Origin of the sequence: Nocardia miyunensis NBRC 108239 (assembly GCF_001613065.1) — a bacterium.
Classification (GTDB): Bacteria; Actinomycetota; Actinomycetes; order Mycobacteriales; family Mycobacteriaceae; genus Nocardia; species Nocardia miyunensis.
Map to the genome: position 1 here is coordinate 30,154 of NZ_BDBQ01000016.1, position 13,998 is coordinate 44,151.

Annotated in this window: 9 protein-coding genes and 1 pseudogene; 9 read left to right on the forward strand and 1 reads right to left on the reverse strand. The window is 68.0% G+C overall.

The annotated features are described in order from the left end of the window. Positions 1-121: 121 nt before the first annotated feature. The 8 genes from secD (at position 122) to NM2_RS09110 (ending at position 11,496) form a co-directional block, all read left to right on the forward strand. On the forward strand, positions 122-1,981 hold the full coding sequence (gene secD, locus NM2_RS09075; protein WP_067666604.1) for a protein translocase subunit SecD: 1,860 nt from the start codon (positions 122-124) through the stop codon (positions 1,979-1,981). Then, the gene (gene secF, locus NM2_RS09080) at positions 1,981-3,192 is read left to right on the forward strand and encodes a protein translocase subunit SecF (RefSeq protein ID WP_067666587.1); all 1,212 of its coding nucleotides are present in this window, start codon (positions 1,981-1,983) and stop codon (positions 3,190-3,192) included. The genes secD and secF overlap by 1 nt, the downstream gene beginning before the upstream one ends. 74 nt (positions 3,193-3,266) lie before the next feature. Further along, the gene (locus tag NM2_RS09085) at positions 3,267-5,006 is read left to right on the forward strand and encodes an ABC transporter substrate-binding protein (protein WP_245717919.1); all 1,740 of its coding nucleotides are present in this window, start codon (positions 3,267-3,269) and stop codon (positions 5,004-5,006) included. 60 nt (positions 5,007-5,066) lie between these two features. After that, positions 5,067-5,639 carry an adenine phosphoribosyltransferase gene (locus NM2_RS09090; RefSeq protein WP_067666589.1) on the forward strand — a complete coding sequence of 191 codons (573 nt, stop codon included), beginning with the start codon at positions 5,067-5,069 and terminating at the stop codon, positions 5,637-5,639. A 137-nt stretch (positions 5,640-5,776) separates the two neighbouring features. Next, a complete protein-coding gene (locus tag NM2_RS09095) occupies positions 5,777-6,187 on the forward strand; it encodes a hypothetical protein (protein ID WP_067666591.1) in 411 nt (136 codons plus the stop codon). A gap of 257 nt (positions 6,188-6,444) precedes the next feature. Further along, positions 6,445-8,031, forward strand: coding sequence for an ABC-F family ATP-binding cassette domain-containing protein (locus NM2_RS09100; protein WP_067666593.1), 1,587 nt, complete (start codon positions 6,445-6,447; stop codon positions 8,029-8,031). Positions 8,032-8,292: 261 nt separating this feature from the next. Then, entirely contained in the window at positions 8,293-10,698 is a 2,406-nt protein-coding gene (locus tag NM2_RS09105) for a RelA/SpoT family protein (protein WP_067666595.1), read from the forward strand. A gap of 54 nt (positions 10,699-10,752) precedes the next feature. Then, on the forward strand, positions 10,753-11,496 hold the full coding sequence (locus tag NM2_RS09110; protein ID WP_067666597.1) for an SDR family NAD(P)-dependent oxidoreductase: 744 nt from the start codon (positions 10,753-10,755) through the stop codon (positions 11,494-11,496). Between the two features lie 2 nt (positions 11,497-11,498). Here NM2_RS09110 and NM2_RS09115 read toward each other — a convergent pair whose 3' ends face one another. Beyond that, complete coding sequence (locus tag NM2_RS09115) at positions 11,499-12,395, reverse strand: DMT family transporter (protein ID WP_169816144.1); 897 nt, start codon at positions 12,393-12,395, stop codon at positions 11,499-11,501. Between the two features lie 1,078 nt (positions 12,396-13,473). Between NM2_RS09115 and NM2_RS09125 the strand changes: the two are divergent. Next, positions 13,474-13,998, forward strand: a pseudogene (locus NM2_RS09125) (hypothetical protein); the annotation flags it as partial.

The window sequence follows — 13,998 nt, forward strand, 5'->3', positions numbered from 1 at the left end:
GCCCGGCCGCACCGGCCGTGTGCGACGGCGCTGCGGCGTGTCCGCAGTCGATCGCTCGACCGGCATCCGCCTGCCCACCCTGTCCACTGTCCGGCCCAACACCGTCCAGGAGATAAGAACTGTGCCACCTTCCAAGGGAACGGGGCATCCGCTGCGGTTGCTCGGCGTCTATGCGCTGCTGCTGATCGTGATCTACGGCCTGGTGTTCTTCACCGATGCGAAGACCGCGGCGGCCAAGCTCGGCATCGACCTGCAGGGCGGTACCCGCGTGACGCTCAGCGCGCGCACGCCGGACGGCAGCAAGCCGAGTCAGGACAGCCTCAAGCAGGCCCAGCAGATCATCGAGTCCCGGGTGAACGGCCTCGGCGTCGCCGGGTCGGAGGTCGTCATCGACGGTGACAACCTGGTGATCACGGTGCCCGGGCAGAACGGTCAGCAGGCCAAGTCACTGGCCACCACCGCCAAGCTCTACATCCGCCCGGTTCTGCAATCCGGTCAGCAGAGCGGCGCGGGCGGTCTGCCGGGCGGACCGACCGGCAATGTCACTCCAGGTCTGCCGGGCGGCCTGATGCCGCCGGGCACCAGCCAGCAGCCGGGCAACGCCACCCCCGCGCCCGCCCCGGGCGCGCAGAAGCCCAGCGCGCTGGCGCCGGGCAGCCAGAAGCCCGCCACGGCCAACCACGCCACGCAGAACCGCGTGTTCCCGGCGGACTATCAGGTGCCGCGGGCACAGGACCTGAGCCACCAGCAGGCCCCGACCACACCGCCCACCACGCCGAAGAAGCCCACGCCCTCGGCGACGCCGAAGCCCGGTGCATCGACAACGCCGACGCCCGCCACTCCCGCTCCGGCGAATACGCTCAGCCCGGCCGAGCAGACCAAGAAGGCCATCGCCGAGGCCAAGGCCATCCGCCAGAGCACCAATCAGCAGATTCAGCAGTACGCGCTGGCGACCCTGGATTGCAGCAAGCCCGATCCGCTGGCCGGTAACGACGACCCGAATCTGCCGCTGGTCACCTGTGCGACCGACGGCACCGGCACCTACCTGCTGGACAAGAGCCATATCGACGGCCAGGACATCAAGGACGCCAGCGCCTCGTACAACCAGCAGCAGTCACAGTGGTCGGTGGATGTGACCTTCAAGCACTCCGATCCGTGGGCCAAGCTCACCGGTGACTACGTGAACCAGCAGATCGCGTTCGTGCTCGACTCGAAGGTCGTCAGCGCCCCGGTGGTGCAGCAGGGTCCGCAGCAAGGCGGCAACACCTCGATCACCGGACACTTCAACGCCACCACCGCCAAGGATCTGGCCAACCAGCTCAAGTACGGTTCGCTGCCGCTGTCCTTCGCCACCTCCGAGGCCGAGACGGTCTCCGCGACGCTTGGCCTGTCCTCGCTGCACGCGGGCCTGATCGCCGGTGCGATCGGTCTGATCGCGGTGCTGCTGTACTGCCTGCTCTACTACCGGATGCTCGGCTTCCTCGCCGGATTCTCGCTCGTCGCTTCGGGTTTCGCGGTGTACGGGATCATCGTGCTGCTGGGCCGGTGGATCAATTTCACCCTGGACCTGGCCGGTATCGCCGGTCTGATCATCGGTATCGGTATGACCGCGGACTCGTTCGTGGTGTTCTTCGAACGCATCAAGGACGAGATGCGCGAGGGCCGGAGTTTCCGTTCGGCGGTGCCGCGCGGCTGGGCGCGAGCCCAGCGCACCAACCTGTCGGGTAAGACGGTCAGCCTGATCGCCTCGGCGGTGCTGTACATCCTGGCCGCGGGGCAGGTGAAGGGCTTCGCCTTCACTCTCGGCCTGACCACCGTGCTCGACGTCATCGTGCTCTACCTGGTCACCTCGCCGCTGATGATGCTGGCCTCGCGCTCGCCGTTCTGGGCCAAGCCCTCGGTGAACGGCCTGGGCGCGGTGGCGCAGTACGCCCGTGAACGCAAGGCCGCCGCCGGCGTTCCGGCCGGCAAGGAGGCGTGATGAGCAACCCGAGTTCCGTCATGGAGACCGACACCGTGAACGATCAGGCCGCTGCCGCCGCCCCCCAGCACGGATTCTTCGAACGGCTGTACACCGGCACCGGCGGATTCCGGATCGTCGGGCGACGCCGGATGTACTACGTCGTGGCCTTGGTGCTGATCGTGATCGCGCTGGGAAGTATCGGACTGCGCGGGTTCACCCTCGGCATCGACTTCGCCGGTGGCACCCGGATCCAGCTGCCCGCCGTCGCGGGGACGACCACCTCGCAGGTCTCCGACACCTACGCCCGGGCGCTCGGGCACGCTCCGGTGACGGTGCAGAAGGTCGGCTCGGGCGCCGCGTCCTCGTACGAGATCCGTTCGGACACACTGGATGCCGCGCAGCAGGACAAGGTGCAGAGCGCGCTGTTCGACGCGTTCCACCCGAAGGATACGACCGGCACGGTGAGCCGCAACGCGATCAGCATCGCGGAGATCAGCTCCACCTGGGGCGGTCAGGTCACCCGCAAGGCGCTCATCGCGCTGGGCGTGTTCGTGCTGCTGACGATGATCTACATCGCGATCCGGTTTGAGCGCGACATGTCCATCGCCGCGATCGCCTCGCTGTTCTTCAACCTGATCGTGACCGCGGGCATCTACTCCATCGTGGGGTTCGAGGTGACCCCGGCCGCGGTGATCGGCCTGCTGACCATCCTGGGATATGTGCTCTACGACAACGTCGTCGTCTTCGACAAGGTCGAGGAGAACACCCGCGGCGTGCTGCACCGCACCAACCGCACCTACGCGGAATTCGCCAACCTCGCGGCCAACCAGACGCTGATGCGTTCGATCAACACCACCATCATCGGCATCCTGCCGATCATCGGCATGCTGGTCATCGCGGTGTGGCTGCTGGGCGTCGGCACGCTGAAGGATCTGGCGCTGGTGCAGCTGGTCGGCATGATCGTCGGCGCGTACTCCTCGATCTTCTTCGCCGTGCCGCTGCTGGTCTCGATCAAGGAACGCTGGGGGCCCGTGGCCGCGCACACGAAGAAGGTGCTGAACAAACGCGCCGGCCGGGGCAGGACCATCGCCGACGACGCGGCTCCGCGTCGGGCGGCGACCCCGGACGGTGCCCCCCGTCGCCGCGAACCGGTGCGCGATGCGCCCCGGTCCGCCGCACCCAGGCCGGGCGCCCGGCCGACCGGAAAGCGGCACAAGAACAGGCACTGATCATGCGGGCGCTGCCCTGCCGCGGACGCGGCCAATTCAGCGGAGGAAGAGCTTGCGTAACGACGGAGGGCAGCGTGCGTAACCACGGAGAGCTCGGCGCGCGTCATCGGTGGATATTGCGGTCGATCGGTGTGCTGACGGCGGGCGTGCTCGCCGGTGGCGCTCTGGCCGGATGTTCGGCGAAGAATCAGGTTCCGTCCATCGGCTATGCCGTGGACGCGGTACCGCTGAGCTACAACGGCGGCAGCACGCTGGGCGCGAACGGCGGTGCGGCAGCGGTGTTCTCGCGAGTGCTGACCGGATTCTTCTACACCGGCCCGGACGGTCAGCCGGTCGCGGACACCGACTACGGCACGGCCAAGCAGGTGCCGGGTGACGTGCAGACCATCCAGTACCGGCTCGATCCGGACGGCGTGTACTCCGACGGGGTGCCCACCTCCTGTGACGATCTGGTGCTGGAGTGGGCCGCGCGCAGCGGCCGATTCACCAAGGCGGGGGCCGGCGGCGGCCAGGTGCCGATGTTCGACGCGGCCTCCACCGCGGGCTACCGCGATATCGAGAAGGTCGAGTGTCAGCCCGGTTCCAAGGACGCGACGGTGGTCTTCCGTCCGGGACGGCACTTCCTGTCCTGGCAGACCCTGTTCGACGCCGCGGATCTGATGCCCGCGCACATCGTCGCGCAGTCCGCGGGAGTGCCGAATGTGGTCTCCGCGGTGCAGACCGCCGATCCCGCCATGATGGGCAAACTGGCCGAGTTCTGGAACACCGGCTGGAATCTCCAGTCCGGCAAGGTCGACACCAAACTCTTCCCGTCCTCGGGGCCGTACCGAATCGAATCGTACAGCGACAGTGACGGCTTGGTCCTGGTCAAGAACGAGAAGTGGTGGGGTCTGCCGCCTCGGACGCCGCGAATCGTGGTGTGGCCCAAGAACACCGACCTGAAGCAGAAGGTGTCGGACAAGGCGGTCGGTGTCGTCGACATCGGCGCGGGGTCGGTGAAGGATCTGGATCTGAGCGGCTTCTCGGTGAATCAGGTGCCCGGTCGCGGCGCGGAGCAACTGGCGCTGTCCACGACGGGCGTCTTCGCCTCGCCCGACGCGCGCCGCGCCTTCGCGCTGTGCGTGCCGCGTAAGGCGTTGTTCGACAAGCTGGGGCATCCCGGCTTCGACCAGAAGTCGGGCCTGGGCTCGGGCCCGTTGAATTCCCGTACGACACAGGCGGATTCGCTGTACTACACGCCGAGCACCGGCGCGGCGGGCAAGTACAACGGCGGCGACGCCGGCGGGGCGCAGCAGGTGCTGACCTCCGCCGGGGTGAACAACCCGACCGTGCGAATCGGGTACCGCGCACCCGACGATCGGCGGGCACAGACCGTCGCGATGATCACCGCCGCGTGTCGCGCGGCCGGGATCACCGTGGTGGACGCGGGATCGCCGACCTTCGTGCCGACCCAGCTCGGCTCCGGCGCGGACGCGGTGCTGGGCGGTACCGCCGGTGCGCCCGGTCCGGCCGGATCGCTGTCCGGTATCGCCGCCGCCGCGTCGCTGTACACCGGTCAGGGCCTGAATTTCGGTCACTACGGCAACGGTCGCTACGATGCCATCACCGATCAGCTTGCGGCGGACGACGATTCGACCAACGTGCTCGACCTGAACACCGAGGCCGAGAATCTGCTGTGGAGCGAGATGCCGACGATTCCGCTGTTCGACACACCGCGGACGATCGCGTTCGGCAACGGTATGCAGAGCGGAATCGTGAACCCCACCGAGGCTGGTGCGGGGTGGAATATGGATCGCTGGGTATTGCGGCGGTGAGCGTCGCCGGTGTCGGCGCGGCCCCGGGTACCGGGCGTTGGATGAGTGGAGTGGGTGCGGATGAGTAAACACGGTATGACCGAGTCGGCCGACGCCGTGGGGGAGCGCGTCGCGCGGGCCGCCGAGGCGGTGCAGCGGCTGACCCGCTGGCATGACGACTTCCCTACTCCCGGTGTGCGTTTCGCCGATCTGACACCCGTGTTCGCCGACGCCGAGGGATTCCACGCGGTGATCGACTGCCTGGGTGCGTGCGCGCCGGACGCGGATCTGGTGGCCGGGGTGGACGCGCGCGGTTTCCTGCTCGGCGCGGGTGTCGCGGCCACACTGGGCACCGGCGTCGTCGCGGTCCGCAAGGCCGGTAAGCTCCCGCCGCCGGTGCTCTCGCGCGAGTACACCCTCGAATACGGTTCGGCCGCACTGGAAATCCCCGCCGACGGCATCGATCTGCAGGGTCGCAAGGTGCTGTTGCTGGACGACGTACTGGCCACCGGCGGTACCCTCGCCGCGGCGGCGGGCCTGTTCGCGTCGGCCGGTGCGCAGGTGGTGGCCGCGGCGGTGGTACTCGAACTGGGCCTTCTGGACGGCCGGTCGCGCCAGGGTGATTATCCGCTGACTTCGATTGTGCGCCTGTAGATTCCCGGGTTGCGGTTGTGGGTCGCGGAGTGGGTCGATACACTCGTGCGCGCGGCGGCGCGGAGCGGAGCCGTACGTCCGGCCCATCCCGGTCGGACTCCATCGAGGCACAGAGATTCGGATCCACAACAGGACTCATGAGCCGAGCGCAGAACACCAGAATCAGCATCGCCGCCGTGGGCGCGGTGGGAGTAGTCTTCGCCGTCGGTGCGGCGACCGCCTCGGCCTCGCCGTCGGTCGACGTGCACGGCGGGAACACCATCACCGCGCGGGTGTCGGGCGAGAAGCCGGGGCAGTCCTGCCGGATCGCCGCCACGGGTATCGAGATGCCCTGGCGGACGGTGAACAGCGACGGCACGGTTAGCCTGGACAGCGGGCCGGTGCGGCACGGGCGTCACGAAGCGCGCGTGGTCTGCGAGAATCCGCGGGCCGGGGTGTCCTCGGCGTACACCGTCGGGCATGAGCAGGACGTGTTCACCGGGCAGTGGGCGCCGGCTTTCGAATTCCTCCAGCACCACAGGCTCGACTTCCTGACCCCGCGCGAGTAGAGACCCACGCCGCATCGATCGGTGTGTCGGGCGCTGAAACCGTTGGGCCCCTTGATATGTCGAATTCACCTCGATCCGTGTGGTGATAGCCGGCATCGCCGCGTGCGAAGAATTCATTGCGTGAACCCATCCGCTCGGCTAATGTGATCGAGTCTCATTCCCGTTGATCGGAGTCGTGCCGTTGCTCTTCTGAGGTAGCCGTCGAGTGGCCCGCATCCCGCGCGCCGCATTCTCGCGACCTCTGCAGGAGTGTGCACATGTCTACCTCTGTTTCGCTGTCCGATCTCACCTTCTCCTGGCCCGATGGCACCCCGGTCTTCGACGGCCTGGACGCCGTACTCGGGCCCGGTCACCTCGGACTGGTCGGCAGTAACGGCGTCGGGAAGTCCACCCTGTTCCGGTTGATCGCCGGTGAGCTGCGACCCGCGCGCGGGTCCATCACCGTCGGCGGCAGCCTCGGATATCTGCGCCAGGATCTCGGCCTCGCCGCGGGTCGGCGCGTGGACGAGGTGCTCGGTATCGACCGGGTGCGGCGAGCGCTGCACCGGATCGAATCGGGGGAAGGGACCGAGGCGGACTTCGACGTCGTCGGCGGTCGCTGGGACGTCGAGGAATCCGCGATCGCCCTGCTGGGCCGTCTCGGCCTGGACTACCTGGCCGGGGACGTGTGCCGGCTGGACCGCCGCCTGGACACGCTGTCGGGCGGAGAGACGATCCTGCTCGGCTTGATCGCCGAACTGTTGCCCGAACCGGACGTCCTGCTGCTCGACGAACCCACCAACAATCTGGATCTGCATGCGCGACAACGACTCTACGAGGTCGTCGAGCAGTTCTCCGGCACCGTGCTGATCGTCAGCCACGATCGTGAACTGCTCAATCGCATGGGCGTCATCGCCGAGCTGCGGCACGGCGAGATCCGTTCGTTCGGCGGGAATTTCGCCGTCTACGAGGAGATCATCGAGGCCGAGCAGGAGGCCGCGCGTGCCGCGATTCGCGACGCGCGCAGCGATGTTCGCAAACAGTCGCGCGAACTGGTGGAGGCGCGGATCAAACTGGATCGCCGCCAGCGGTACGGGCAGAAGATGTTCGAGCAGAAGCGCGAGCCGAAAATCGTTATGGGCGAACGTAAACGGCAGGCCCAGGTCTCCGCGGGCAAGTTGCGCAACAACCACATCGCGAAGGTGGAGCAGGCGCGGCAGACCCTGGACCGGGCCGGCGAGAAGTTGCGTGACGATCGGGAGATCCGGGTGGATCTGCCCGGAACGCGGTTGTATCCGGGACAGGACGTCATCGAGCTGGACGCGGTGCGCCTGGCCAACGGTCCGGTGGTCACCCTGCGGGTGAACGGCCCGGAGCGGATCGCGCTGACCGGACGCAATGGCGCGGGTAAGACCACGCTGCTGCGCCGCATCGCCGCGGAGCCGCCGAAGGTGCCGTGGCGGATGCTGCCGCAGCGTCTGGATGTGTTCGACGAGCGGCGGTCGGTGTTCGAGAACGTCTCGGCCGCAACGCCGCACGCGACCGCCGAGCGGGTCCGCGCCCAGCTGGCCCGCTTCCTGTTCCGCGGCGCGGACGCCGACGTCGCGGCGGGTGCGCTCTCGGGCGGGGAACGTCTGCGGGCGGCATTGGCGATGCTGCTGCTGGCCGATCCCGCACCCCGGCTGCTGCTCCTGGACGAACCGACCAACAATCTCGACCTGCCCAGCCTCGCCCATCTCACCGAGGCGCTCACCGGCTTCGAGGGGGCGCTGATGGTGGTCGGTCACGATCGTCGATTCCTCGAGGAGATCGGGGTCACCCGATGGCTGGAACTCACCGAGGAGGGACTGGTCGAGGATCCGTGACGGGCGGGCGGTGGCTCAGTTCGGTCATGCCGGTGAGGCTGCTGGCCGGGCGTCTGCGAACTCGTGGCATCTTCGCGGGAACTGTCCGGGAGCGGTTCGCGTTCTGCAAGGATGGCGGTATCGCCCGGCGGCCGGATGGTCGGCTGATGTCGTATGCGCCCAGGATGCGGCGGTCGCCGGTGACGGGGATTAAAGTTGGTGGTCTGAGCCGCGCCGGAACATCGGTTAGGGTGTTCCGGTCGAGGCGGGAGAGGTGGTGGCATGACTCAGCATCTGGAAAAGGCGAATGCCGAGCAAACGATCGCTGGCGATCGAGTCAAGCCCGAGTCGTCTCCCGCGCCCGCCAAATCCGCGGCGGCGCCGACCCCGCGCGCCATGCCACCGCGTCAGCCGGGCAGCCCCGCGGTCGTGTCGACCTCGGCCTCGCGCCGGGTGCGCGCCCGGCTGGCCCGCAGGATGACCGGCCAGCGCGGTATCGCGGCCGTCAAGCCGGTGCTCGAGCCGCTGGCCACGGTGCATCGCGAGCTGTATCCGAAGGCCAATCTGCAACTGCTGCAGCGCGCTTTCGACGTCGCCGACGAGAAGCACGCGCACCAGTTCCGCAAGTCCGGCGATCCGTACATCACCCATCCGCTGGCCGTGGCCAATATCCTGGCCGAGCTCGGGATGGATACCACGACCCTGGTCGCCGCGCTGCTGCACGATACGGTCGAGGACACCGGCTATTCCCTGGACGAGCTGACCGAGGAGTTCGGCCAGGAGGTCGCCCACCTGGTCGACGGCGTCACCAAACTGGACAAGGTCAATCTGGGTGCGGCCGCCGAGGCCGAGACCATCCGCAAGATGATCATCGCGATGGCGCGCGATCCACGCGTGCTGGTCATCAAGGTCGCCGACCGTCTGCACAACATGCGCACGATGCGCTTCCTGCCGCCGGAGAAGCAGGCCAAGAAGGCCCGCGAAACGCTGGAAGTCATTGCGCCGCTGGCACATCGGCTGGGTATGGCCACGGTCAAGTGGGAGTTGGAGGATCTCGCGTTCGCGATCCTGCACCCGAAGAAGTACGACGAGATCGTGCGACTGGTCGCCGACCGCGCGCCGTCCCGCGACACCTACCTGGCCAAGGTTCGCGCGGAGATCGTGAACACCCTGGCCGCCAGCCGGATCAACGCCAGCGTCGAGGGGCGACCCAAGCACTACTGGTCGATCTACCAGAAGATGATCGTCAAGGGTAAGGACTTCGACGACATCCACGACCTGGTCGGCATCCGCATCCTGTGCGAGGAGGTGCGCGACTGCTACGCCGCGGTCGGCGTGGTGCACTCGCTGTGGCAGCCGATGGCGGGCCGGTTCAAGGACTACATCGCCCAGCCGCGGTACGGGGTGTACCAGTCGCTGCACACCACCGTCGTCGGCCCGGACGGCAAGCCGCTCGAGGTGCAGATCCGCACCCGGGACATGCACCGCACCGCCGAATTCGGCATCGCCGCGCACTGGCGCTACAAGGAGACCAAGGGCAGGCACTCCGGTGATATCGCCGAGGTCGACGATATGGCCTGGATGCGTCAGCTGCTGGACTGGCAGCGGGAGGCCGCGGATCCGGCGGAGTTCCTGGAATCGCTGCGCTTCGACCTCAAGTCGCCGGAGATCTTCGTGTTCACCCCGAAGGGCGATGTGATCACGTTGCCGCAGAAGTCGACTCCGGTCGATTTCGCGTACGCGGTGCACACCGAGGTCGGGCACAAATGCATCGGCGCGCGGGTCAACGGGCGACTGGTCGCGCTGGAACGGCAGCTGGAGAACGGTGAGGTCGTCGAGATCTTCACCTCCAAGGCGCAGAACGCCGGGCCGAGCCGCGACTGGCAGAACTTCGTCGTCTCGCCGCGGGCGAAGGCCAAGATCCGGCAGTGGTTCGCCAAAGAGCGTCGCGAGGAGGCGCTCGAGGCCGGCAAGGAGCAGATCTCCAAGGAGGTCCGCCGGTCCGGTCTGCCGTTGCAGCGGTTGATGAGCGTCGACGCGATGACCGCGCTGGCCCACGAACTGCACTACTCGGACATCTCCGCGCTGTACGCGGCGGTGGGCGAGAACCAGGTGTCCGCGCATCACGTCGTGCAGCGTCTGATGGCGCAGCTCGGCGGCGTCGGCGACGTGGAAAACGAACTGGCCGAACGCAGTACGCCCTCCACGCTGCCGCTGCGTCAGCGATCCGGCGGCGATGCGGGTGTCGAAATCCCCGGCGCCCCAGGGACTGTCGCGAAGCTCGCGAAGTGCTGCACGCCGGTGCCCGGCGACGAGATCATGGGATTCGTCACCCGCGGCGGCGCGGTGAGCGTGCACCGCACCGACTGCACGAACGCCGATTCGCTTCAGTCGCAACAGGAACGGATCATCGAGGTCACCTGGGCGCCGTCACCGTCCTCGGTATTCCTGGTCGCCATCCAGATCGAGGCGCTGGACCGCACCCGCCTGCTCTCGGACGTCACCAAGGTGCTCGCCGACGAGAAGGTGAACATCCTCTCGGCCTCGGTGATGACCTCCGGTGATCGCGTGGCGATCAGCAAGTTCACCTTCGAGATGGGCGATCCCAAACACCTCGGCCATCTGCTGAACGTGGTCCGCAACGTTGAGGGCGTGTACGACGTCTACCGGGTGACCTCGGCTGCGTGATCGCAATTCGGCGGAGTTGCCATGGAGTGTGCTCCAGGTTTTACCGTCGATGACATGGACGCACACAACACTCTCAGTGGTCGCGTTGCGCTTGTCACCGGCGGGTCCCGGGGGATCGGCCGGGCGATCGCGGTGGCCCTGGCCGGAGCCGGGGCCGCGGTCGCGGTGAACTACCGCAGCCGCAAGGACGAGGCCGAGGCCGTTGTCGCGGAGATCGAACGCTCCGGCGGACGGGGCTCGGCGGTGGGCGGCGACGTCTCGGTGGCCGCCGACGTGGACACGATGGTCGGACAGGTGGTCGCCGGGCTCGGTCCGGTCGACATCCTGATCAACAATGCGGGGATCGGTCCGGTCCGGGATATCGACGAGCTGACCGAGGAGGATTTCGACCGCACCCTGGCGGTGAATCTGAAATCGGCGTTCCTGTGCACCCAGGCGGTCGTGCCCGGGATGCGGGCGCGCCGCTGGGGCCGCATCGTCAACATGTCATCGGTGGCCGCGCGCGGCGGCGGGGCGTTGGGCGTGCACTACAACGCGTCCAAGGCCGGACTCGAGGGGCTGACCCGCGGTTACGCTGCCCGGCTCGCGGCCGAGCAGATCACCGTGAACGCCGTCGCACCCGGACCCGTCGACACCGAGATGGCGGCACCGCTGAAGGCCGCCGGTGTCGCCGCGTCGCTCCCGGTCGGGCGGATGGGCACGCCCGAGGAGGTGGCCGACGCGGTGCTGATGGTGGTGCGGAACGGTTTCCTCACCGGACAGGCCATCGCCGTCAACGGGGGCCGGATCTTCACCTGAACTCAGGCCGGGTGGTGCCGGGCCGAGCGTTGTCCGGCCACGGTCTCCGAGACGGTCTCGGCCGCCTGAGCCCGGGACAGCAGGACCGCCCCGACACACATCACGATCACCGAGGCCAGCACGAAGGCCGTGCCGACCGGGCCGCTGCGCAGCCGTTCGTTCAGGACGGTGAGTCCGATGAACGCCGCCCCGAGCGGTTCGGCCACGGTGAAGGCCGGTAGCGAGGCGGACAGCGGGCCCACCTGGTAGCCGCGCTGTTGCAGGTAGAGTCCGGCGATTCCGGCGGCCACCAGGGTGTAGGGCTGCCAGCTGGTCAGGACCGGGCCGAGTCCGCGGCCGAACAACTCGGTGACATGTTCGGTGAGGGCGGCGGAGATGCCGAACAGCAGACCGGCGGCGGTGCCCAGCAGCAGCGCCTGCAGGGCGGGAATGCGGACCGTGATGGCGATCACGACACCCACCACGATCATGCCGCCCAGCAGGCCCAGCGGGCCGATCCAGCGATGCCAGGGCGCGTCGGTGTTTCCCTCGGTCGGGTCGCCGATGACGAGGAAGACCGCCAGCGCGGCCGACAGCGCCGCGGCCTGCGCCCACATCATCGGCGTCACCCGCCGCCCGCTGTAGTGCGCGGCCAGCGGCAGCGCGAAGACCAGGGAGGTCACCAGAATCGGCTGGACGACCAGCACCGACCCCATGGCCAGGGCCGCGACCTGGAAACCGAATCCGCCCGCATCGCCGACGATCCCCGCCCACCAGCGCGGATTGCGGATCAACCGGGCGAGCAGGGCGTCGCCCTCGGGCACATCGGCCGCCGCTCGCTGCTGCGCCACGGCGGACACGGCGAACATCACCGCGCCGATGAATGCGCAGCCCACGGCTGCCAGGGGTAGTTGAGCCACTCCGACAGTCTGCCCGGACGACCCTGGCAACTCGCTCGAGACCCCCGGCGAGCGCCATCAGAGACCGACCCCGGAGTGGTCGACATCGTCGGGCCGTCGTCCGGGTCGCGCAGGCGGCCCGCGAGTATCCGTCGGTCCGAATGCCGCAATAGCAGTCAGCGAAATATCGGCGATTGCGAACTATGTGTATCTACGCGGTAATTCGACCGTATATGTAGAAATGTTCGAGTTATGGCAATTTTCTGGCGTGCAATCCGGTTGCGGCGCGGGTTGATTCGCGTGTGATCAGCTCGTTCGGCGGCCAGGTTTGATTGCCTAATTGTTGCTGATTGCTCGGTGCTGCCGATGTGATGCTCGAAAATTCTTCCGGCGCGGCGGTCTGAGAGACACAGATCCTTCCCGTCTCGAGGTCGCATCCCGCGGGATGCACTGCGGAGTTCGCCGGATTCTGTTACGGTCTATTGCGTTTCGGGGCTTACACGGCAACGGCGGCAACTCGAACCGATCACCGACTACTCTCGCCCGCCGAGGCTCTCGGCCCTCCGAACGCCTTGCACACAGCTGGTTAAGGGGGTCGGACGATGCTGACCGCGCGCACAACCTGGAGCAGGCTGGTCGCGATAGCGGGTGACGCCTCGGCGAGCACCACGCGAGCGCAGGCGTACCCGCGGCTCCCGGTAACCCTCCCCAGCTCCGTCGGCGACGCTGCGGCGTTGTCCGCCTTGGACATTCGACCGGATCGGCGTGGTGCTGTCGCCACGGTCGTTGGCCCGGTGGCGTTTCACTTTTCGGCGCTCCGGCGTGAGATGCGTCATCGGACCTGGCCGCCCGGCGAATCCGCGTTTCGCCGCACCGCCTCGACCAGCGGAAATCGCAACGTCGGGCACCGGTATGAGAATGTGAAAGGCCTGGTCGGCGGAATCTCGGCCGGCGTGTCCGGCGCGTCGAGTTCGCCGAATTCGTCGGGTACGGGAGAATTTCCATGCCCGTTCACCACGAACTGCCCGTTCACCACGAACTGATCGCCGAGAGGTCCGACGATGTCGCACGAGGTGCCTGGCTCTGCGGGGACGGGGGAATGTTGAACTCGTACAAAGATGTGCAGCACTGGTTCCCGGCCCTCGAGCCGCAGGATCCCGCGGCATCGCGGGAGGCCGCCGATCCCGAGCTGGAGCAGGCGCTGAGCCAAGCGGGCGCGGGCCAGTACCCGCACTACATCCAGGAGACCGAACCCGAACCGTTCGACATCCCGTTCGCGGGGGAGACCGGCACGCGCCGCGCCGAATTCGTCGGCGGCTGGTCGGACTGGGTCGCGGGCGATCACGCCCCCGGGCCGGACGACGACTATCCCGTGCGCAACGCCGAGCTTGTGCAGTTCCCGTGGGACGAGGAGGCGCACGCGCCGGCCCGCCGCCCCCGTCGGACGCGCTCCGGCGATGCCGCGGACGATACGGCCGGACAGTACGAGCGCCGCGCGCGGGACGAATCCGGCACCGAGGATGCTGATCGGCAGGACGGGGATTCCCGTGCCCGCCAGTCCTCCTCGCGCCGTCCCGCCCCGCTCGACGAGGACGACTGGCCGGGCAACTCCGCCGACTGGCTC